We start from the raw sequence: 19,067 nt of genomic DNA, 5'->3' as shown, positions 1-19,067 counted from the left end.
CCCGTGGCAGGCCACCCCGCCGGGAGGACCCATTTAATAATAATGATTATCACTTGCAATGATAGGTGGCGGGCATTAAAAAGCCCCGCTCTTGCGAGGCTTATTCGATGTGATAGCTGAGTATCATTCGTCTTTTTTGATTACCACTTCTTGTGGTCTCATCTGTTGGATAGCACGACAGATGCAATATGGGATTACCGCCCATGCAACGCCCATTGCTGCACCAGCAGCCTGCTGAGGCGCACTAACAGCACCGAACACCCCGATAATTCCCTGCACAAACCCAATAACTCCGCAAATAATGCATACAACCCAGAGAAATTTCATTACCAAAACTCCTTTTATCAAAGAGTAACCATGATAAACCCATGAATTATTTAGTAAAGCATGATCGCAGACACTCAGCGAATACCTGTGGGGCTGATTAACACAGCTTTATTCAAACGAAGCGAAACCATTTCCATATCTCCTGTAATGAATCTTTTAAAGAGTCGCAATCTTTACGACTCACTAATGGGAAGACCTATTAGGCCCTACAATAGATGACTGAAATCCTCAGCCATCTCCACAATTTTGGTTTGAAGGAGATACAATATGACAGACACAACTCTAATTGACTTTCTTAACGCACTTTCCCCTTATGCGACTCCCATAATCGAGTTCCTTATGCACTGGGCGAAACTCGAATTGCAAAAGCGATATACCAGTAAAAAATTAAAGTAATCGTTACCTCAAGCACCTTAAGTTTTTCCCTCTTTCCGTCAATCCTACCATCAAGCACAGCCACTGCACGTGGGCGTTCATCGTGTAACCCTGTTGTTATTCGAATGTCTCACCGAGTCGTAAACACGCTCACATGTCATTCCAGCTCGGTAGCTTTCGTCAGATCGCTCAGCATAATATCGAGCTTCTTCTGCAAGGCGTCCGAGCATGTCGGCGAGCACTGCGGCGTCGGCTCCGGCTGTTTTGCTTCTGACGGCAGCGGCAAGATCTGAGGTGTGCTTTGCGGCGTCCAGGCGGGCGACAAGCTTTGTTGCTTCGGTGCGCAACTGGCTAACAGTGGCAGACAGGCCAGCAGCAGTGGCAGCAGATTTAGCGGCTTGTGCTTGTGCATCTTTTACAGCCTCATCACGGTCAATAATTCGCCCTTGTTCAATCATGCGGGCGGCGGTCTGCGCGTTCGCTGTTTGCGATGATTCCGCACTATCACGTTCCGCCCACTTTTTTTCCCAACCGCGGTTACTCCACTCGTTTCCGGCGATAAATGCGACGGCCACCAGCACCGAAATGGCAATGAACTGATAGCGCAGGCTCACTGTTCTATCCCCCAGCACGCCAGCGCGCTTTCCTGGTCTCGTCGTTCTACCTGGCCATAGCAGCCATTTTTCTGACCTTTGGTCAGACGACAATCGCGGCCGCCGTCTTTAATCCACCAGCGGATCGCTTCACAGGCTCCTTTACGGTCGCCAGCATTGATGCGCTTATAGAACGTAGACGGGAAGCATTTTCCGGGGCCGATGTTATAGGGGCAGAAAGAAGCGATACCTGCTTTCTGCGGCTCGGTCAGCGGAACTTTTATATTTCGTTCAACCCATGCCAGCGCCTTGTCGCGTTCAATGGCGTTCACCTGGGCACATTTCTCAGCTGACAGCTTCATACTCTGGATAACGGGTTTACCATCAACCACCGTGGCGCCACGGCAAATCGTCCAGAGCCCGCCGCCGTCACGATACGCCTGCTCGCTATTACCCTCTTTCTCATCCAGAAACTGATCGAGAATCACGGGCGCGGAAGCCCCGGCAAGAATCAAACCAACGACCGCTGCGCTCAGTTTATTCTTCAGCTTTGGTGACATTGCCATTAAGCCGGTCCTCCCTTTCCTTTTGCCTGTAGTACCAGTTCACTGCACAGGTGATAACGGTGCATGCGATACCGACAATAATTGCCCAGTCGCTCAGGCTTAACCCTGCAATTCTGTCGGCCAACATCCAGGACACCTCTTTTGCTGTTTTAGCTGTTTCGGCGTATGCCTTCGCTGATACACCGCAGCCGGTCAGCGTGGTGCCTGTTCCATATGAAAGTCTGCTGTAAATGGTGCTCATTCTGGTCATAGCCTCACCTCCGATTCTTCGGATGGCGTTTTGTGAAAGGGGAATAAAAAAGCCCGTTCGAATGAACGGGCCAGAAAATAAGCATATTGCATTACTGAAGCGTCAACGTGATGCCGGGTGCCTCCCGGTGGGCCTTTGGCTGACAAACCATGACCCGTGTGCACTAAGCATGTCATTCCATGACTTTGTTTACTGTCAGTTTCACCCCTCCGCTTAGGGGGATTCATCACACTTACGTCAAACGAGAGCTTTTACTAGATGCTCTATAACTTTAGAATCAATAAGAAAAACCTGCAATCAAACAGCACTATTATTCTAAAAGGATCAGACTTCACGGGCTTGATTTATCAACAAAGCACGTAGTGAGTGATATCCGTGAGCCTGAAATGAAAAAGGCCGCCACGCGGCAGCCTCGAAGTAAGTACGGTTGTTTACAATGGTGGAGAGAGAGGACCTTCTAACACATCTGCTTCACCGTTATGGCAAATGTCATCGCCTCTGGTCAGATGCCAAACACCTGTGATTATTTTCCCCGTTTCCAAGTCATCAACAGTGTCATTCGTGTAGTACGCTACCTGTACAACTCCGACATGCTGAATCCAGTAATACCCTTCTTTCATAAGCTCCTCCGCGATACTCAGCAGATAGTATAGAGCGGCACAAATGATGCTGTGGTGCAGGAAGCCACAACTTAACCTTTGCTAATAAAGTAATTTCGAAAGATGACGATAATGGATAATAAATGTAAGGTCGGAGGAACCACCATGAGCATGACAGTTAGCACTTTGGGTCAGGACATACTACAAAGCACAGTAAAACAAGCACCTTCAAGTACTGGCAACTCTGTTTCACAACAAATTCAAAACCTGAAAAAACAAATTGGTGAGTTGACAAAAGAACTCAGCGCCATGGGTTCAAAAATAAATGAAGTAACCTCCGAAGATGAGGCAAAACTGCTTAAACAGCAGATGGAGATGATTCAAAGGCAAATCGAGTCTATATACGCAAAAATTGCTCAATTACAAAAACAAGAAGCAGAAAAAAACCAAATGGTATCGGGAGCATTACCTACGGTAAGTGACAAATCAGGTTCGAACGTTGCAGGGAATAATACTAAAAATATTGATGTCTACGTTTAGCAGCTACCCCCAACCATTTTTCCTTTGAGTTAAAAACGAAAAAGCACTGGAGCGTTGTGAGAACTTGTTTTCAAGTTAACGATTCAGCACGGCGATATGACAGGGGTACTGGTGTAATACACCTCGCGAATACCCCTGTCGTATCGCCGGAAAGCAAAAACCCCGCGCTGGCGGGGTTCTCGTTATATTCAAATTGTTCGCTTTTCGTCGCTGCCATCGTGGCGCAGCTCTGCCAAGCATAAATGGATTATCTAACTTTCTGGGTAGTTTTCAATACCAGACACAAAAAACAGCACAAAAAAGCAAAAATATTATTCCTTGCTTTCCAAAAGTGCTTTCGCTGACAAGAACACCTTTGCTCTGAAAATCTGTAAACACCACTTCACTCGCTCTCTGGCCTTTTCTTGTGTCAGCCATGGCGCAATCGCCTGTAGTTCCCGGGTTATGTCTGAGACTTTTTTTCGGGTGGTGTAATACTGAAGACCAACAACATAAACCGGATCGTTTATATCCAGCGCCTGCAGTACGCATTGCTCAACAAAATCGACATCGTCACTATGCAGGGCCTCGTCAATTACACTGGCGGGTGACTGGGGCCAGAGAATGCTGTGTGCCCTGTTCATTGCCTGCTGTCCACGGAATCCCTCTTCTCTCGCCTGATTTAACGCAACGGTGAATCGCTCGAGTGCCTTATCTGACCAGTTCCGTCCCTTAAGCACATTCCAACACGCATGTCCTCGCGGCAAACGAGGAGCAGTTTTTCCTCCCACACCTTCCCCCCAGGTAGTGAGCAGGGATTTAATCCATCCGGACTGGATCCCCGTCAGGAGGATACATTTACCGAGCCAACTTTTACGCGGCGCAGATGCTGCTTTACCAAGTGCTTCAAAATGATTGCGGCATTGACGTGGTGTCATCCTGTTTTTCTCCTTACACCAGAACACCGAGCCCGTAAGCCCGGTCCAGCACTCTGATAATCATTACCGGCTGAGGTACATGCTTTCGCTCAAACTTCACCGGGTCGTTATGTAGTTCTGTATGGCACTGACGACACAAAGGGATCGCGAAAATATCATGCGCCTTCGTTGCCATACCTCCCTGCCCCCAGCCAATTAAATGGTGTGGGTCATCGGATGGTTTGCCGCAGCATTCGCAGGGCTGTGTTTTAATCCATTCCAGATATCGGGGGGCCGTCCAACGGATACGCTTTGGACGTTTCATATAGGTTTGCGGGGACTCAGGGTCGACCAGAACACCAACTACAGGCTTAACCTCAGGCACCTGCGCTGGTGGCATGTTCACGGTTACTGTGCTGGCTTTGGCTGTAATGATGCTGGTGGCGGTTACACCCGGCTCGACGTCGCATTCATGCATGACTGACTGATGATCTTCCGAAGGAATACGAAGCGCCCGACTGGCTACTGATTCGGGAATTGCGTCGGTAACCCCCATACGCACCGCCCACCAGCATAGCTCCGCCAGCGACAGTTCTCTGGAAGGATCCTGATTCAGTGCCACCATGATGCTGTTGATAATCCAGCTAATAACATTACATCTCGCCAGCTCTGCAAGTTGTTCGCTGTAATGGTCACGCAAATGGTTATCACAATGTCCACACAGAAGAACCGATCCGGGTTCATGACGCAGAGTGGTTAACTCGTGATAATGGTAATCGCTGTGTGGCCACTGGCAGCAGCTACCGCCATAACGCAGAAGCCAGTAATCAAGGCCACTCAAACCACCAGCAACCTTAATAACTTTTTCATCCAGGAAGAACGGTCGCAGCGACTCGTCACACGCAAGCGGCTGGCGAACGTCAGGAACACGGCCAGCAGGCAACCGTTCCATACCTGCCGGCTGGCTTTCCACCAGCACACGTTCACAACTGAATAATGACATCAGCTCACTGCCCGGCTTGAGCAGCACAATTCCAAGCTCACGCGCAACCACCGGCTTCAGCAGCGCCCTCATTCTGCAATCTCCCCGATAATTATTTGTCCCTTCTCTCCCCATAATTTTGTGACGCGTGAATCCCAGATGTGAGCGTCATCTTCGTAAATGGCATCCATCAGAGCTTTCATCATGTTGTCAAAATCAGGTTTTGTCTGGTGTGGTTTACCGTTGAACTCAGTCCGTTTCTTATTGCTCCAACTCGCTGGCATAGGAAGAATGAAGGTGACATGCGAACCGCTTTCCGGCAGCTCAACACCCTGCAGATGAACTTCATCACAGAAAGCCCGGTAACGCAGAACCTCGGGGCGCTTTTTCCATTTGTCAGCGCGCGTCATTCTGGGCTTGCCCATTGGGGTGATATCGTAGACTTTCACATTCACCTCCAGATCCGTTGTTGCCAGGTTCTGTCCTGGCGAGGAGGCTTAGATGCTTCTGGCAAGAACGCGCTGATCGTCCAGTGAATGAAGTCATTATCCAGACTACGCTCGGTCTTAATATGCTTTGCGCGATAGCGGGCTTCCAGTTCGTCAGCCTGGTCAGTGGTGAGTTGAGTATGTAGAAACCAGCTTTTCTTCATAACGCACCTCTGGATGCGGCAAAAAGAAAATCGCTGGCGTTGGTTAACGTCAGAATGAGGGATTGCTTGAATTGATCTTGCGCCATGGGGCTTTTCTCCTGTGGCGCAGCAGGTATAGGTTGTTCAGGCCTAAGACGGGAGTGTAACAGATTTTTGGGTAACGCGATAACCAGCCCTTTCCAGCATCTGAGTAAACAACGTAGGTGTACCAATAATTTCATTATCCTGAAGAGGCATGAAAGACACCATGTTACCGCGACGGTACATCAGGGCGCGCTCACACTCAGGAAATGATTGCAGCCTGGCAACGATAACTCCATCGTGACATCTTATGACTGCGTAGCCTTTTTTGGGCAATTCTGATTTTTCTTTCACTTAAACTCCCCCATGCAAACGGGATCAAAGTAACACCCAAAATAATTAATAAAACCAGTCGTCAGCACTTTCCCAGGTTTCCTGGAGAATAGTCTCTATTTTCTTTTTATCTTCCTTGTCACCCCCAAACACACTTAAACCATCGGAGCCTGCACGTCGTATGCTCAGGCTGCAGTTCTCATAGTGGTTGCCCAACCTTTTAAGCAATTCTTTCTCCAGTGCCGGAACAGCTCCCTTTGGAAGATCTTTAGTACTATCAATGGTTAGTTCAACTATCATATTAGCCCTCACTGCATATACTGTATGTTTATACAGTACACCGATACTTTGAAATGATCAATGACTTAAGAGCACAAATTGTTAACCTTAGCCTATAGATTTGATGAAAAAAAACCCGCCGAAGCGGGTTCATTTCTATAAGGACTTGTTGTTTTAACACCATTGCAAGTACGGAGCTATCAACGTCCTTAAATTTGGATAACATTTTTGATTAGGAGTGATTTCACAACGTTCATATGCTCGCCCCCTGCAATCTTCACTGGTTCTGTCTAGCATACCCAATTAAAATAACAACTGTGTTAGGTAGCCCATAATAATTGCCATCCCCAAAATAACGGTCAGGAATGCAGCAATCAAGGGTGTTTTGAACATGGATTTAAGCAGTATTACTTCCGTCAGGCTAGCTCCTGCGCTACCAATAATCAGAGCCATTACTGCTCCCGTCCCCATGCCTTTATCCATCAAGACTGATGCCAACGGAATTACTGCCTCAGCCCGTATATAAAGAGGTATTCCAATAACTGCACTTAATGGAATGGCAAATGGATTATTTTTCCCAGCATGAGTAGCAATCCACTCAGCAGGGATAAAACCGTAGATAAACGATCCAATAACAATACCTAACATTAGATAAGGTAATACATCTTTAAATTGAATCCATGCGTCCTGAAATGCCAGACGTATCACACTAGGATCTCTTACTACACTTTTCGAGAAGTTTTGTTTATTTGTTTGATCTTTTTCGCAGGTCAATTCACTACTTATGCTCCGAAATGCTGAGAAACTCTTAAATATTTTTTGCGATTTAGAACAGCTATTAGCCTCTACGTCCTGTTGATTTGATACAGAACAGCATGCTGGAGCACTCTGTAGTTTGGTTTCAAGAGTTTTTCCCCTACTAACACCACAACAATTAGCCAAGGATTTGGATGTTTCGACAATATGCCTGTCAAAACCAAGCACATCTAACAAAATACTTGCCAGTACGGAAACTGTAGCTGCTATAACAGCGTATAGCAGGGTCACTTTCCAACCAAAAGTAACCCACATCAGACCAATGATTATCGGGTTAAGCAGAGGCGAAACAAACAAGAATGTAAGTGTTGGACCAAAGCCTGCTTTTGCTGATAAGAGCCCGCGTAACATGGGAATTGTAGAGCAACTGCAAAACGGTGTTACAGCTCCTAACAACGATGCAAGAATGTACCCTTTCCCCTTTTTCGCACCTAACATTTTTTGAATCTTATGGTCGGGTATCTTTTGTCTGATAAGGCTAACACCTGCACTAATCAGAAAAAAAAGGACTGATAACTCGACAGCCAGAAACAGGAACATCTCTGCTGCGCTAGTAAACATAGAAATCAAGCTATTCATAAAACCTCCAATAAACCACATTTCTAGAATATTCGAATTATATGTGTAAGAGCAACATATTTCTGGTATTATCGAAATATTACTGAATGAGGAAGGCACCATGCAGCTAGAAGAAGTCGCCAAAGCTATGAAAGAGCTAGGCCATCCGACACGTTTGTTTATATTCAAACACCTTGTTAAAGCCGGTGAGCAAGGTTTACCTGTAGGCGATCTACAAAAACAACTTGCGATTCCTGCTTCAACACTGAGCCATCATATCTCCGCTCTAGTTTCTGTAGGATTGGTTAAACAAAATCGCGAAAGCCGCTCCTTAATCTGCGTTTCTCAATATGACAAGTTAGAGTCGATTATTGATTTTCTACGCGAAGAATGTTGCATCAACAGCCTAAAGAATTAAATTGAAGCATTACATTGTTTTCATTTGATAAAGGAGCCACCCAATTATAGGCGGCTCTTTTGTAGGTTATTTCAGTCTTTTACCTGAATCATCAACGACTTTTTCACCGTCTTCCTTGGCGAAAGCTGCTTTCTGAGCATCTGGAAGGATATCCAGAACCACCTCGGAAGGACGACATAGTTTAGTACCTAGTGGAGTCACCACAATCGGACGGTTAATCAGGATCGGATGTTGCAACATAAAATCTATTAATTGATCGTCAGTAAATTTATCTTCTGCAAGGCCCAGTTCCTCATACGGCTCGACGTTCTTACGCAGCAGCGCCCGTACTGTAATCCCCATATCCGCAATAAGTTTGACCAGTACATCGCGAGACGGTGGATTTTCAAGGTAATGAATAACGGTCGGTTCATTACCGCTGTTGCGGATCATCTCCAGCGTATTACGCGACGTGCCGCAGGCCGGGTTGTGATAAATGGTGATGTTGCTCATATCAGTATCTCATTACAAAGTGAAAGAGAGACGTAGCGCCAGCGCAGCCAGCGTTACAAACAGCACAGGCAGAGTCATGACGATCCCGGTGCGGAAATAGTATCCCCAGGTGATGGTCATATTCTTCTGTGAAAGTACATGCAGCCAGAGCAGCGTTGCCAGGCTACCAATAGGTGTAATTTTCGGGCCCAGATCGCAGCCAATCACGTTGGCGTAGATCATCGCTTCTTTGATAACGCCTGTTGCGGTGCTTCCATCGATAGAAAGAGCGCCAACCAGCACGGTAGGCATGTTGTTCATGATGGAAGACAGGAAAGCCGTCAGGAAGCCAGTACCCAGCGTCGCGGCCCAGAGTCCTTTATCAGCCAGCACGTTCAGAATACCTGAAAGATATTCGGTTAGCCCTGCGTTGCGCAGACCGTAAACCACCAGGTACATCCCCAATGAGAAGATGACGATCTGCCAGGGTGCACCATGTAGCACTTTACCAGTGTTAATGGCATGGCCTCGTTTCGCCACTGCAAACAGAATTATCGCCCCAACCGCTGCAATCGCACTAACGGGAATACCGAGCGGCTCGAGGACGAAGAAACCAACAAGCAGGAGAATCAGAACTATCCAACCAGTGCGGAATGTAGCCGGATCTTTTATTGCTTCTGCTGGTTTCTTTAGGAGGGCCAGATCGTAAGTTGGCGGGATGTCCTTGCGGAAAAACAGATGCAGCATAATTAGTGTGGCAGTAATGGCGGCGATATCGACCGGTACCATCACCGATGCATATTCGGTGAAGCCCAGTCCAAAGAAGTCCGCCGAGACTATATTCACCAGGTTCGACACGATAAGCGGCAGGCTGGCCGTATCGGCAATAAAACCGGCAGCCATGACGAATGCCAGCGTGGTGCCTTTGCTGAACCCTAATGCCAGCAGCATGGCAATGACTATCGGCGTCAGAATAAGTGCCGCACCATCGTTGGCAAACAGTGCCGCCACCGCCGCACCGAGCAGGACGATATACGTAAAGAGCAAACGTCCACGACCATTACCCCAGCGGGAAACGTGCAGCGCTGCCCATTCGAAAAAACCGGACTCATCAAGCAGCAGGCTGATAATAATTACGGCAATAAAGGTCGCCGTCGCGTTCCAGACGATATTCCACACCACCGGAATATCGCCCACATGCACAACGCCTGATATCAGAGCCAGTCCCGCGCCCAGCATTGCACTCCAGCCGATCCCTAATCCCTTCGGTTGCCAGATAACCAAAACAATGGTCAGGACAAAAATAGCGCCTGCCAGTAACATAAAACCTCCTGACAGGGCGACTTTGCCGCCCTGTATATGCCAAAAAATTAACTCATCAACTCTCTGAGCTTTTCAATACCGGCGGGCTCTGACGCCAGCACCGGAACAAGCGCTATACGCTCAGCGTGCTGATTCTTAACAGCCTCAATCTGAGGCCGTTCCTGCCGGGCGCGCTGGCAAAGCAACGGAGAACGCGTATCCGCAATGGAAAGGCTGTTATTGATAATCCAGCCCCACGGATGAATCCCCGCTCTTTCAAGGTCAGCCTGCAGGTTTGCCGCTTCCAGAACCGGTGTGGTTTCAGGAAGCGTAACAAGCAGAACTTTGGTTCTATCCGGATCCTGAAGCTGCATCATTGGGGTAGTAAAATGACCTTTACTCCCCATTTTTTTGGCAATCTCGCGGTGGTAAGCCCCGGTCGCATCCAGCAGCAACAGCGTGTGTCCGGTAGGGGCGGTATCCATGACAACAAACCGTTTACCCGCTTCACGAATCACCCTGGAAAAGGCCTGAAACACGGCAATTTCTTCAGTACAGGGAGAGCGCAAATCCTCTTCCAGTAGCCGTTTCCCTGCTTCGTCCAGATCTCTTCCCTTCGTCTCAAGAACATGCTGGCGATAGCGTTCGGTTTCATCGTGAGGGTTGATGCGGCTGACCTGAAGGTTTTTGAGGCTGCCGTTCAGCGTTGTACTCAGGTGCGCAGCAGGATCAGAGGTCGTGAGATGCACGTCAAATCCCATGTCTGCCAGCCTGACGGCGATAGCCGCTGCCATCGTGGTTTTACCTACGCCACCTTTGCCCATCAACATAATCAGGCCGTGCTCACTGCGAGCGATATCATCGACCAGGCCAGAGAGCGATAAGTTTTCAGGCGTGTACTGGATGTTCGTTACCGGGAGCGGTAATGCCTCAGAACCGGTATCCAGCAGTCCCTTCAAGGCTGAAACACCAACCATATTGACTGGCTGTAGTAATAGGGTATCTGTCGGTAGCTCAGATAAACCGGCAGGAAGATTTGCCAGTGCCTCCTGCTCACGTTGCCATATCGCAGCCGCCAGCGCGTCATGTTCAGCTTCGGCTTTAGGCAGCACACCATTAATAACCAGGTACTGGTTTTTCAGGCCAATTGCGGCCAGTTCTTCATGGGTGCGGGCTACTTCCTGCAGCGTAGATTTTTGCAGTCGTGCAACCAGAACCAGGCGGGTACGTTCAGGATCGGACAACGCCTCTACCGCATGAGCATACTGCTCACGCTGCTTTTCCAGCCCGGCCATTGGGCCAAGACAGGAAGCACCATCCGGATTACTTTCAATGAAACTACTCCAGGCACCGGGTAGCTGGAGAAGGCGAATCGTGTGGCCCGTCGGCGCTGTATCAAAAATGATGTGATCGAAGCGGGTCAGCAGGGAAGCGTCTGTCAATAAGCCGGTGAACTCATCGAACGCCGCAATCTCAGTCGTACAGGCTCCTGAAAGCTGCTCGCTGATACTGTTAACAACGTCTTCAGGCAGAAGACCTTTGATAGGATCAACGATTCTGGAGCGGTATTGTTGGGCGGCTTCCTGAGGGTCAATCTCCAGAGCGGAAAGTCCAGGAACTGCTGTCACAGAGCGAATGGTGTTACCGATAGCCTGGTCGAATACCTGGCCGACATTGGAGGCCGGATCTGTACTGACCAGCAAAACCCGCTTACCTTGTTCGGCAAGGCGGATAGCCGTCGCGCAGGAAATGGACGTTTTTCCTACGCCTCCCTTGCCAGTAAAAAACAGGTAAGGCGGGATGTTCTCTAAGAATTTCATATGTCCTCCTGACATATTCAGCAACAGGAAGTATTACCACCACAGCAGCTGGTGGGAGCTAACCCTACCTTCTCCAGCGGAATACCGAACCAGCGAGCCAGCTCAGCGCGTTTTGGGTATCGCCCAGCCATCACCGTTTCACCGTCCAACAGCAGTAGCGGAAGCCCTTCTGCTCCAGATGCTTCGAGGAATGCTTTCGCTTTCTCATTCTGAACAAAGCTCATGGGCTGCTGCGCCAGGTTGTAACGTTCAACCTGTACGCCACGTCCTTTCAGCCACTGCACATCAGCAGAGAAATCAACCAGAACCTGATCGACATCTGAGCCACATACGCCGGTACTGCAGCACATTGCCGGGTCAAACACCGTTAACGTCTTCATTCTGAATACCTCACATTCGGAAAATCATATATGTTCAGGCAAATTTTTTAGATGCAAACAGCCTTACCGCTACCAGAGCAGTTTGCAGATGCCAGCTTACGGGCGATGGCCTGTACGTCGTCCTGTTGGCTTAACCAGGCCTGCTCAATTACCTGAGCAGCCCATGAAGGAATATGCGGAGATAAGCGGTAGTGAACCCACTTGCCCTGCTTGCGATCCAGCAATAGTCCACTTTCCCGGAGCATTGCCAGATGACGGGAGATCTTGGGCTGCGACTGATCCAGCGCCGTACAGAGATCGCACACGCATAGCTCTCCCATTTCTCTAAGCAGCAACACGATGCCCAGCCGAGTTTCATCGGAAAGGTTTTTGAAGAGTTGTAGAGAAGTTAGTTCAGCCATTTTAGTCTCCTGAATTCTCTCCGTAGTTTCCTGCAATAGTTGAGTGTCGTCAACCATCACATTCGAAAATTCGAATATGATGGCTATGTGGTTTTAATATCAGATTTACTGATTGTTCATTATTCAATTTGTTAATCCTGCCGCTTTTCGACGCCTGTATTCATCTATCAGTAATTGTGCTGGCGTTGGTCCTGCCGGATGGCGCGGCGCTTCCAGTTGACGTCGAATTGGTGGGACACTTAGTCCATTACCAACATGCTTCGACCACTTCGTGAGTAACTTTTCTGCCAGTCGTTTCAGCTCCCCCTCTGTCATTTGTCGTTCTACGCCCGTTCTGCGCATTTCGATGCAGATGTGATACAGCACGGGCTGAGGCCATGGATATTTATCGCTTCCTGAATACCGATATGACTCATTGCGCCAGCGCCGGTATTCCGTCATAACCTGCTCCGATTTCAGTCCGAATGGATTCGCCCCACTCTCTGAAACCAGAGAAACAAACTCAGCTAGGTCAGGCGGCCATGTATTTCCCATCGCGCAGCGCTCCATGCATTGCTGACAGACCAACCTAATTTGCTGTTCAGTCATCGAACCTATCTGGGCTATCCAGATAGGCGAAGGCTCCGCCCCGTTCTTCTGGGTCCATCGGTTCGAATACACCTCCCCCATGACCTGCCACAGTCGCCAGGCTGTTTCCGTCGCCATCAAGTCCATTCCTGCGGCGCCACTCTGCGTGTGCTGACTGAATTTGCTGAACTGCCCGGGATGCTGTTGGTTCTGATCCTGCTCCCACATGACTGTTACCTCCGGTTTCTGGTTTTACCTGCGTTCTCACCCGGGCTACATGTCGGGCAAATTTTTGTTCCCACTGGATTTGTGTAAAAACTTTCCCTTCCGACTCCCAATACGCGGTGAATTCTGCGAGTTCAGTCAGAAGGTAATCTGGTTCAGGCAGGGTGATACCCCACGATGCGGCGCGCTGTCGGAAGTCTCTGGAGGGAAGCCAGCTATCTGCCATGCTGAATTTCCCGATCGGTTCATCAACACCGTCCAGGTATCGGGGCATGGCCGGGGATGGCAGTTCATCCCCATTCAGATTTTTCATCGCACCCGCGTTAAGAGAGGGGTTTAAGATCTGTTTACTGCTAACTGCTTTCTGGATACCTGATGGCAAAGGTTTAGCCAAAGACTTAGCCTTATCCTTAGGCAAGGCGAAAGCCTTATCAAAAGCCATCCCCATAGCGTCAGAAACCCCGTAGCAGGCGGCTTTGAGAGCTTCATATGCTTTATCTTTCAGTGAACATTCAGGCAGTAATTCAAACGATCTTGCCCAGGATTTGATCACGTTTACTGATGCTGGCGGGTTATGTTTCACCGCATTAGGCAACCAAAAAACTCTGGCTTTAAGATCGGCTTCCACCATACCTAACGCTATGGCTTCACCTAAGGCTAAGTCGAAGGCTTCGACATCCCAGTTTAATTCTTCGGCCATAGCCGCCCTTCCCGCCTTATACAGCCCGGGAATAATCCCTGTGAATGGTCCAGTAAGCAGGTAAATAAACAGACTCTGCCCACTTGGCGGGAGTGGTGATAAGGCTCGAAACTTAGGATCATCCCACATGGTAATCTTCACCTTACGGTAAGGCTCGTTACTAGCCTTACTCTTAGGCATGGCCTTAGCCAAAGGATTAGGCATACTTCACCCCGCGAGTTGCAGTAATAATGGTCATTGGTCAAAACTCGATTAAAACAATTGCGGCGCTACGGCGCTTATACTCGCCAGTAGTGGTCCCGCCGCGTCAGCAGGTAGCATGTTGAACAATGCGATTGCCGCTTCACGAATCTCCTTCTCGAGCTTCTGTAACGGAGCACCGATTAATTTCGCCTGGTGTGCCTCACTGCATTCTTTGATAGCGTTAGCCACCAGCTCCGCCTCTGTGCTCGCATTACTTAACCCGTGCTTCCTGGCAATCTGAACTGGCATAGCGGCGATGATTGAGCCTGACAGCTGCATCACGTAAGCCGTGTACTTTTCTGACCCTCCTTCGTTTTTCAGATATCGAAATAAATTCTGTTTATTAACAGCAATTCCACGACCATCTGCCTTGGCCCACTCTTCAGCCACCAACTGAGCGATCCGTTCCTGTGCCTGTCCTGGTAATGTCGATTCCCATTCACGAACGGCTGCCAATATGACGCGGTGCTGAATGCTGTCGCGTCGCTGGGGTTTAAATTGATTTTGCGATTTCACCGCAGCGGCTACTCGTGGTTTATTATGGGTATAAGCTACTGATTGCATCTTTCAGACCTCGCTTTGTGGCGGAAATACACTATCAAGAGAGCAGGTGCGCCCTAACTCGTTAAGCTTCTCCACAATCAATCTGCATTCCGGTAGGCCAGGCTGACGTGTTCCGTTCTCATAATTTGAGAGCCTTGACTGACGCCACCCGAATAATTTGGCTAATTGCTCTTGAGTTAAACCGAGCGCTTGCCGTTCTTTGGCGATGTTGTTCATCTTGTCCTCACATCTAGTGTTTAGCTGAATTAAACACATAATGTGTTAGATAGTCAAGACGAAACGTTCTTTGAGCGTTAACACGTAACGTGGTAAAAATCAGTAATGAATATAAACACTGCAATTGCCGCCAGACTGAAGCAGCTACGCGAACAGAAAAATATGTCGCAATCTAAACTCGCAGAGTTATGTGGGTGGGCTCAGTCACGCATCGGGAACTATGAAGCGGGTCGCCGCAATGTGGGCGTTGACGACGCTATAACGATATCTAAAGCTCTCGGAATTAGCCCGGCTGAACTAATGTTTGGTGATGATCACGCCGAATCATGGTTAACGCCAAAACATCGTAAGTTGATTACTCTTTTTGACCAGTTGCCGGAGTCTGAACAAGACAGAATGATCGATACCTTTCAATTGCGGCTGAAAGAAATTGATGAGTATGTCGAGAAGTACCTTCGGGGACGATTAAAGCCAACTGACGATTAAGCTACACTTTTTAACAATCTAACCAGCCTACTTGGCTGGTTTTTTTATGCCTTTCACCTTCCCTTTTCCCATATCGTTATCATCCTCGCCACCTTAAACACATGCCATGTTGACTTTTAAACACATTTAGGGTTTAAATATAAACACAGTTTGAAAAGCGTCATCAAGGCAGGACGCCCACGAAGTAGCTGCCGGCGGCATACGAATCACCGGATGAGATGACAAGCATTAACACGCAGCAGGTTCAACGTTCCGCCAGCCTGGCGACAAGGGCAAAGCAAGAGGATAAATCCATGATCGATTTCGCACGTAAACCAGTGCGGTGTCAGGCCGTACATCTAAACCGTATTGAAGTAATCATTCGACTGATTTGCTACATGCTCGCCCAGAAGGGCGACCCGTCTGCCGACCAACAGACTTCAGTTCGTTCATAACGAGTTTGACCAATGGCTGTTGCCAGCATCAGTAAGGAAGTGACTATGGAGTTTGGAATGAAACGTGTAGTGGCTTCTGTTCAGGTCGTTGCCATCCTCAACAGGATTTACAACGGCAGTCCGGTTTCCATCGCATCTATCAGTAAAGAATCAAAGCTGTCTGTGTCTTACCTCGAGCAGATTTTCTCGAAGCTGCGCAGCAGTGAAATCGTCACCAGCCAGCGTGGCGCTGGTGGCGGGTACCACCTTAGCAAAGCAAACCCCAGCGTGGCTGACGTCGTTCGCGCCGTTACTCACACGCCTGATTCATTTGAGCCCGTGCTGAATGCTCTGGAGTGGGTCCCCGTCGCACAGCTGGCGCAGGGAAAATCCCCTACCCCATAAAGCACAAAACCCGCGCAAGGCGGGTTAAGTACCCGGTCAGCCGACCAAAGCTTTCCGGAACGAGTTTTGACCAATAACCACTACCTTAGGCGGCGATCATCAGCTGCCGGGTATCTTACAATCCTATGGAGCCCGAACGCAATGTTAACGTATGCGTATCTTATTAAAGCCAAAGCGAAAGCAACTGAGGCAAAAAACCTGTTTTGCTGGTTCTCTGCGAAATCAGATTCCCGTGCAGAACGCGAAATCCTAAATATTCTCGAAGACAACGATATTGCCGTCGGTCGTGGCGCCGACTATCAATCACCTGTCCGCACCAACTGGTTTATTGTTGACGATCTGCCTGAGGAAAGCACACTTGATGACACATGGTGCGATCGTTACGAGCTGGCAGAAGACCAGCTGACGTGGCAACTGAAACAGAAGCCGGATAATGAAAATCTGGGGGCTTCCAGCCAGCAAAAACCTGAAACCTCCAGTGCCAATGTACCCACCAGCGATGCGCCAGCATTGCTCCGCCCCATATCTCGCCTGCGCCTGTCTCAGCGGCTGATTGCGCACCTGTTAAATGACGGTGAAGAGAAGGAAATCAGTGAAGCGCGGCACGTCCAGATCGGACAAATGGAACTGGACGAAAATGATCTCTATATACAAAACCTATTACTAGCCGTTGCAAATGTGCCAGCGGCGAAAGAGCTTTCTGCTCATGTCGAGTGGAACCTGGCAAACGCAATAAAAGAAGTCTTCGACCGTGAGCAGGTCTATACCATTACTTCATTTGAGGAATTTATTACCGATTGGATTGCGGAACCGAAAGCGCGGACTCAAACCGTGCAGGAGTGGGTTAACGATAAGAAAGCACGAATTGTGGGTGATGAGCCCACCGTTCCACCTGTAACGCCAGAACTCATTACCGTTGCGACTCTCCCGCTACGCCAGCGCCTCTTAGCTCAGTTTATTTCTGAAGAATATGCTTACCATATTGATACTGAGCAGAAGAAAACCATTCAGGAACTCGAGCTGGATGTGGATAACAGCTATGTGCAAAACCTGCTGCTTGCCGCCGAGAATGTAGAACCATTCAGGAAAGCGCCAGAGATCGATATCTGGAAGATTGTCAGCGCGCTGAAAACCGTTTTTCCGGTTGATGGAAAACGAGTGGATTTGTCTACCATAATTCAGTTCTTTAAGGCCTGGTTCAGTACTGAACACATTGACCGCGGGTTGCTGGTTAAAGAGTGGGGTAAGGGCAATCGTGTCTCGCAGATTCAGCGCTCTGATACTGGAACAAACGCTGGTGGTGGCAATAAGACCGATCGTAACCCGGCACTTGTCCACACACTGGAAACTCTGGACATTGATATTGCGCTGGCCACACTTCCAATGGATTTCAACATCTACGATATCCCAGGTGGCGTTTTCCGTCGTGCAAAAGAGATCATTGCTAAAAACGAAAGCCCATTCAAAGAGTGGTCCGTCGCCCTGCGCAAACGTGCTGGCATCCTGGATTATTCCCGTGCTGCTATTTTCGCGCTTATTCGCAGTGCAGAAGAAAACGCTCACCATTTCCCAGAGCTGCTGAGCCGTTACATCAATAAGAACCTGACTGAAACCGACCACCAGCACCCAACTGAAGAAACCCTGGCGGCAGCCGGTCACGTGCCAGAAAAAAGCTGGGAAAACGAGATTAACGAGAAAGTCACAGCTGAACAGAAGGCAGGAGTTGAACAACCAGAAATCGCCAACATGGGCAACGGCGTGTTCTCCATCGATGGCCTGATGGGGAACCAGCAAGCGCCAGCGCTTTCTGTCGTAGACCAGGTACGCCAGCGCGCCGTCGAGGATAAGTTACATCATACCCATACAGAGGAAGCCACCAGCGATGTGCAGATGGAAGAAACTGACAACAACGAAATCAAAGCTAATCCTGAAGTGTCTCAGAGCGAAACAGCAGTTTTGCCAGTTAAAAGCGCTGATGCAACTGGTGACGCGTCAGCTTCCCTGAATAATGAACCCGTTCACCATATTGAAACGGATCCCCTGAACGCTTTCTATACTCACCTGATGGTTGATATGGAAACCATGGGCAATGGTCCTGATGCCCCAATAGTCTCTATCGGCGCTGTATTTTTTGATCCTTCAACTGGTAACACTGGCGCCGAGTTTTACCAGGTTGTCAGTCTGGAGTCATCGATGTCGTTTGGCATGAAACCAGATGCGTCGACAATTCAGTGGTGGTTAAAACAATCATCTGAAGCCCGCTCTGCCATTCTTGTTGATGAAGCTATGGGGCTGCGTGAATCCCTTGAACTTCTGGCTGACTTTATTGCTGAAAATGCTGCTAACGGTAGCCACACTGTTCAATTATGGGGTAATGGATGTTCGTTTGATAACGTCATTCTTCGCCGCGCATACGCGTTAACAGATACCCCCTTCGCTGTTCCGTTCTGGAATGACAGGGACGTAAGGACCATGGTCGAACTGGGTAAATCTGTCGGTATCAATCCACGCTTCGATATCCCGTTTGAAGGCGACATGCACAATGCGCTTTCTGACGCCCGACATCAGGTCAAATACGTTTCTGCAATCTGGCAACGTCTGACCGCAAACTGATTTTCTAATTTCACAATTTATGGATCCTGCCTGGTATGTTTTTACAGGCAGGCCAT

General features: G+C 48.8%; 26 protein-coding genes and 1 pseudogene. 6 read left to right on the top strand and 21 right to left on the bottom strand.

Annotation, left to right across the window (positions count from 1 at the left end):
• Positions 1 to 123: 123 nt before the first annotated feature.
• From OGY08_RS02550 to OGY08_RS02530, 5 genes are all read right to left on the bottom strand, one after another.
• A complete protein-coding gene (locus OGY08_RS02550) occupies positions 124 to 327 on the bottom strand; it encodes a hypothetical protein (protein WP_044703081.1) in 204 nt (67 codons plus the stop codon).
• Positions 328 to 800: 473 nt separating this feature from the next.
• Entirely contained in the window at positions 801 to 1,316 is a 516-nt protein-coding gene (locus OGY08_RS02545; protein ID WP_060683646.1) for a DUF2514 domain-containing protein, read from the bottom strand.
• Entirely contained in the window at positions 1,313 to 1,861 is a 549-nt protein-coding gene (locus tag OGY08_RS02540; RefSeq protein WP_219013478.1) for a lysozyme, read from the bottom strand. The genes OGY08_RS02545 and OGY08_RS02540 overlap by 4 nt, the downstream gene beginning before the upstream one ends.
• The gene (locus OGY08_RS02535; protein WP_016150496.1) at positions 1,833 to 2,111 is read right to left on the bottom strand and encodes a phage holin; all 279 of its coding nucleotides are present in this window, start codon (positions 2,109 to 2,111) and stop codon (positions 1,833 to 1,835) included. The genes OGY08_RS02540 and OGY08_RS02535 overlap by 29 nt, the downstream gene beginning before the upstream one ends.
• A 431-nt stretch (positions 2,112 to 2,542) precedes the next feature.
• Complete coding sequence (locus tag OGY08_RS02530; protein WP_060683644.1) at positions 2,543 to 2,731, bottom strand: hypothetical protein; 189 nt, start codon at positions 2,729 to 2,731, stop codon at positions 2,543 to 2,545.
• Between the two features lie 144 nt (positions 2,732 to 2,875).
• On the opposite strand from OGY08_RS02530, the gene OGY08_RS02525 reads away from it, so the two are divergent.
• Complete coding sequence (locus OGY08_RS02525) at positions 2,876 to 3,250, top strand: FlxA-like family protein (RefSeq protein WP_060683643.1); 375 nt, start codon at positions 2,876 to 2,878, stop codon at positions 3,248 to 3,250.
• A 311-nt stretch (positions 3,251 to 3,561) separates the two neighbouring features.
• Here the strand turns inward: OGY08_RS02525 and OGY08_RS02520 are convergent, their stop codons facing one another.
• From OGY08_RS02520 to OGY08_RS02490, 7 genes are all read right to left on the bottom strand, one after another.
• Positions 3,562 to 4,167: a hypothetical protein gene (locus OGY08_RS02520; RefSeq protein ID WP_060683642.1), complete on the bottom strand. Its 606-nt coding sequence runs from the start codon at positions 4,165 to 4,167 to the stop codon at positions 3,562 to 3,564.
• A 13-nt stretch (positions 4,168 to 4,180) separates the two neighbouring features.
• Positions 4,181 to 5,221 (bottom strand): DUF968 domain-containing protein, encoded by a 1,041-nt coding sequence (locus tag OGY08_RS02515; protein ID WP_100272206.1) that lies wholly within the window; start codon positions 5,219 to 5,221, stop codon positions 4,181 to 4,183.
• Complete coding sequence (locus tag OGY08_RS02510) at positions 5,218 to 5,577, bottom strand: RusA family crossover junction endodeoxyribonuclease (RefSeq protein ID WP_048221174.1); 360 nt, start codon at positions 5,575 to 5,577, stop codon at positions 5,218 to 5,220. Before OGY08_RS02510 ends, OGY08_RS02515 begins: the two co-directional genes overlap by 4 nt.
• Before the next feature lie 2 nt (positions 5,578 to 5,579).
• The gene (locus tag OGY08_RS02505) at positions 5,580 to 5,780 is read right to left on the bottom strand and encodes a hypothetical protein (protein ID WP_065554933.1); all 201 of its coding nucleotides are present in this window, start codon (positions 5,778 to 5,780) and stop codon (positions 5,580 to 5,582) included.
• A 129-nt stretch (positions 5,781 to 5,909) separates the two neighbouring features.
• On the bottom strand, positions 5,910 to 6,155 hold the full coding sequence (locus tag OGY08_RS02500; protein ID WP_100272205.1) for a hypothetical protein: 246 nt from the start codon (positions 6,153 to 6,155) through the stop codon (positions 5,910 to 5,912).
• A 45-nt stretch (positions 6,156 to 6,200) separates the two neighbouring features.
• Positions 6,201 to 6,434, bottom strand: coding sequence for a DinI family protein (locus OGY08_RS02495; RefSeq protein ID WP_065554934.1), 234 nt, complete (start codon positions 6,432 to 6,434; stop codon positions 6,201 to 6,203).
• A gap of 282 nt (positions 6,435 to 6,716) precedes the next feature.
• Positions 6,717 to 7,808, bottom strand: coding sequence for a permease (locus OGY08_RS02490; RefSeq protein ID WP_100272204.1), 1,092 nt, complete (start codon positions 7,806 to 7,808; stop codon positions 6,717 to 6,719).
• 100 nt (positions 7,809 to 7,908) lie between these two features.
• Between OGY08_RS02490 and OGY08_RS02485 the strand changes: the two genes are divergently transcribed.
• Complete coding sequence (locus OGY08_RS02485) at positions 7,909 to 8,205, top strand: ArsR/SmtB family transcription factor (RefSeq protein WP_065554936.1); 297 nt, start codon at positions 7,909 to 7,911, stop codon at positions 8,203 to 8,205.
• A 66-nt stretch (positions 8,206 to 8,271) separates the two neighbouring features.
• Here OGY08_RS02485 and arsC read toward each other — a convergent pair whose 3' ends face one another.
• From arsC to OGY08_RS02440, 9 genes are all read right to left on the bottom strand, one after another.
• Positions 8,272 to 8,697, bottom strand: a complete 426-nt coding sequence (gene arsC, locus OGY08_RS02480; RefSeq protein WP_100272203.1) for a glutaredoxin-dependent arsenate reductase — start codon at positions 8,695 to 8,697, stop codon at positions 8,272 to 8,274.
• A gap of 12 nt (positions 8,698 to 8,709) precedes the next feature.
• Positions 8,710 to 9,999, bottom strand: coding sequence for an arsenite efflux transporter membrane subunit ArsB (gene arsB / locus OGY08_RS02475; RefSeq protein ID WP_100272202.1), 1,290 nt, complete (start codon positions 9,997 to 9,999; stop codon positions 8,710 to 8,712).
• A 47-nt stretch (positions 10,000 to 10,046) separates the two neighbouring features.
• Positions 10,047 to 11,798, bottom strand: a complete 1,752-nt coding sequence (gene arsA, locus OGY08_RS02470; RefSeq protein WP_100272201.1) for an arsenite efflux transporter ATPase subunit ArsA — start codon at positions 11,796 to 11,798, stop codon at positions 10,047 to 10,049.
• A gap of 17 nt (positions 11,799 to 11,815) precedes the next feature.
• Positions 11,816 to 12,178 carry an arsenite efflux transporter metallochaperone ArsD gene (arsD, locus tag OGY08_RS02465; RefSeq protein WP_000855179.1) on the bottom strand — a complete coding sequence of 121 codons (363 nt, stop codon included), beginning with the start codon at positions 12,176 to 12,178 and terminating at the stop codon, positions 11,816 to 11,818.
• A gap of 47 nt (positions 12,179 to 12,225) precedes the next feature.
• The gene (gene arsR, locus OGY08_RS02460; protein WP_044700602.1) at positions 12,226 to 12,579 is read right to left on the bottom strand and encodes an As(III)-sensing metalloregulatory transcriptional repressor ArsR; all 354 of its coding nucleotides are present in this window, start codon (positions 12,577 to 12,579) and stop codon (positions 12,226 to 12,228) included.
• A 123-nt stretch (positions 12,580 to 12,702) separates the two neighbouring features.
• Positions 12,703 to 13,248: a replication protein P gene (locus tag OGY08_RS02455; protein WP_122984015.1), complete on the bottom strand. Its 546-nt coding sequence runs from the start codon at positions 13,246 to 13,248 to the stop codon at positions 12,703 to 12,705.
• Positions 13,160 to 14,071, bottom strand: coding sequence for a DnaT-like ssDNA-binding domain-containing protein (locus OGY08_RS02450; RefSeq protein WP_224759863.1), 912 nt, complete (start codon positions 14,069 to 14,071; stop codon positions 13,160 to 13,162). Before OGY08_RS02450 ends, OGY08_RS02455 begins: the two co-directional genes overlap by 89 nt.
• 252 nt (positions 14,072 to 14,323) lie before the next feature.
• Positions 14,324 to 14,878, bottom strand: a complete 555-nt coding sequence (locus OGY08_RS02445) for a toxin YdaT family protein (RefSeq protein ID WP_060683634.1) — start codon at positions 14,876 to 14,878, stop codon at positions 14,324 to 14,326.
• A gap of 3 nt (positions 14,879 to 14,881) precedes the next feature.
• Positions 14,882 to 15,094 (bottom strand): helix-turn-helix domain-containing protein, encoded by a 213-nt coding sequence (locus tag OGY08_RS02440; RefSeq protein WP_003832309.1) that lies wholly within the window; start codon positions 15,092 to 15,094, stop codon positions 14,882 to 14,884.
• 105 nt (positions 15,095 to 15,199) lie between these two features.
• Here OGY08_RS02440 and OGY08_RS02435 point away from each other — a divergent pair, with 105 nt between their 5' ends.
• The 4 genes and pseudogenes from OGY08_RS02435 to OGY08_RS02420 all read left to right on the top strand — a co-directional run bounded on the left by OGY08_RS02435 (position 15,200) and on the right by OGY08_RS02420 (position 19,011).
• On the top strand, positions 15,200 to 15,580 hold the full coding sequence (locus OGY08_RS02435; RefSeq protein WP_003832307.1) for a helix-turn-helix domain-containing protein: 381 nt from the start codon (positions 15,200 to 15,202) through the stop codon (positions 15,578 to 15,580).
• 287 nt (positions 15,581 to 15,867) lie between these two features.
• Positions 15,868 to 16,014, top strand: a pseudogene (locus OGY08_RS02430) (hypothetical protein); the annotation flags it as partial.
• Positions 16,015 to 16,071: 57 nt separating this feature from the next.
• Positions 16,072 to 16,398, top strand: coding sequence for an RrF2 family transcriptional regulator (locus OGY08_RS02425; RefSeq protein WP_032944383.1), 327 nt, complete (start codon positions 16,072 to 16,074; stop codon positions 16,396 to 16,398).
• Positions 16,399 to 16,539: 141 nt separating this feature from the next.
• On the top strand, positions 16,540 to 19,011 hold the full coding sequence (locus OGY08_RS02420; RefSeq protein WP_275377271.1) for a 3'-5' exonuclease: 2,472 nt from the start codon (positions 16,540 to 16,542) through the stop codon (positions 19,009 to 19,011).
• Positions 19,012 to 19,067: the final 56 nt, after the last annotated feature.

Origin of the sequence: Citrobacter sp. Cpo069, from assembly GCF_030332785.1 — a bacterium.
GTDB lineage: Bacteria > Pseudomonadota > Gammaproteobacteria > Enterobacterales > Enterobacteriaceae > Citrobacter > Citrobacter portucalensis.
The sequence above is the reverse complement of the archived record's forward strand: the minus strand, read 5'-3'. Positions and strand labels throughout refer to the sequence as shown.

Excerpts from the sequence above, each read along its gene's own strand:
- arsR (WP_044700602.1), bottom strand. The coding sequence starts at position 12,579 with ATGGCTGAACTAACTTCTCTACAACTCTTCAAAAACCTTTCCGATGAA.
- OGY08_RS02455 (WP_122984015.1), bottom strand. The coding sequence starts at position 13,248 with ATGGGGGAGGTGTATTCGAACCGATGGACCCAGAAGAACGGGGCGGAG.
- arsC (WP_100272203.1), bottom strand. The coding sequence starts at position 8,697 with ATGAGCAACATCACCATTTATCACAACCCGGCCTGCGGCACGTCGCGT.
- OGY08_RS02540 (WP_219013478.1), bottom strand. The coding sequence starts at position 1,861 with ATGGCAATGTCACCAAAGCTGAAGAATAAACTGAGCGCAGCGGTCGTT.
- OGY08_RS02525 (WP_060683643.1), top strand. The coding sequence starts at position 2,876 with ATGAGCATGACAGTTAGCACTTTGGGTCAGGACATACTACAAAGCACA.
- OGY08_RS02550 (WP_044703081.1), bottom strand. The coding sequence starts at position 327 with ATGAAATTTCTCTGGGTTGTATGCATTATTTGCGGAGTTATTGGGTTT.
- OGY08_RS02530 (WP_060683644.1), bottom strand. The coding sequence starts at position 2,731 with ATGAAAGAAGGGTATTACTGGATTCAGCATGTCGGAGTTGTACAGGTA.
- arsA (WP_100272201.1), bottom strand. The coding sequence starts at position 11,798 with ATGAAATTCTTAGAGAACATCCCGCCTTACCTGTTTTTTACTGGCAAG.
- OGY08_RS02450 (WP_224759863.1), bottom strand. The coding sequence starts at position 14,071 with ATGGCCGAAGAATTAAACTGGGATGTCGAAGCCTTCGACTTAGCCTTA.
- OGY08_RS02420 (WP_275377271.1), top strand. The coding sequence starts at position 16,540 with ATGTTAACGTATGCGTATCTTATTAAAGCCAAAGCGAAAGCAACTGAG.
- OGY08_RS02520 (WP_060683642.1), bottom strand. The coding sequence starts at position 4,167 with ATGACACCACGTCAATGCCGCAATCATTTTGAAGCACTTGGTAAAGCA.
- arsD (WP_000855179.1), bottom strand. The coding sequence starts at position 12,178 with ATGAAGACGTTAACGGTGTTTGACCCGGCAATGTGCTGCAGTACCGGC.
- OGY08_RS02445 (WP_060683634.1), bottom strand. The coding sequence starts at position 14,878 with ATGCAATCAGTAGCTTATACCCATAATAAACCACGAGTAGCCGCTGCG.
- arsB (WP_100272202.1), bottom strand. The coding sequence starts at position 9,999 with ATGTTACTGGCAGGCGCTATTTTTGTCCTGACCATTGTTTTGGTTATC.
- OGY08_RS02425 (WP_032944383.1), top strand. The coding sequence starts at position 16,072 with ATGAAACGTGTAGTGGCTTCTGTTCAGGTCGTTGCCATCCTCAACAGG.
- OGY08_RS02435 (WP_003832307.1), top strand. The coding sequence starts at position 15,200 with ATGAATATAAACACTGCAATTGCCGCCAGACTGAAGCAGCTACGCGAA.
- OGY08_RS02485 (WP_065554936.1), top strand. The coding sequence starts at position 7,909 with ATGCAGCTAGAAGAAGTCGCCAAAGCTATGAAAGAGCTAGGCCATCCG.
- OGY08_RS02495 (WP_065554934.1), bottom strand. The coding sequence starts at position 6,434 with ATGATAGTTGAACTAACCATTGATAGTACTAAAGATCTTCCAAAGGGA.
- OGY08_RS02515 (WP_100272206.1), bottom strand. The coding sequence starts at position 5,221 with ATGAGGGCGCTGCTGAAGCCGGTGGTTGCGCGTGAGCTTGGAATTGTG.
- OGY08_RS02505 (WP_065554933.1), bottom strand. The coding sequence starts at position 5,780 with ATGAAGAAAAGCTGGTTTCTACATACTCAACTCACCACTGACCAGGCT.
- OGY08_RS02440 (WP_003832309.1), bottom strand. The coding sequence starts at position 15,094 with ATGAACAACATCGCCAAAGAACGGCAAGCGCTCGGTTTAACTCAAGAG.
- OGY08_RS02490 (WP_100272204.1), bottom strand. The coding sequence starts at position 7,808 with ATGAATAGCTTGATTTCTATGTTTACTAGCGCAGCAGAGATGTTCCTG.
- OGY08_RS02535 (WP_016150496.1), bottom strand. The coding sequence starts at position 2,111 with ATGACCAGAATGAGCACCATTTACAGCAGACTTTCATATGGAACAGGC.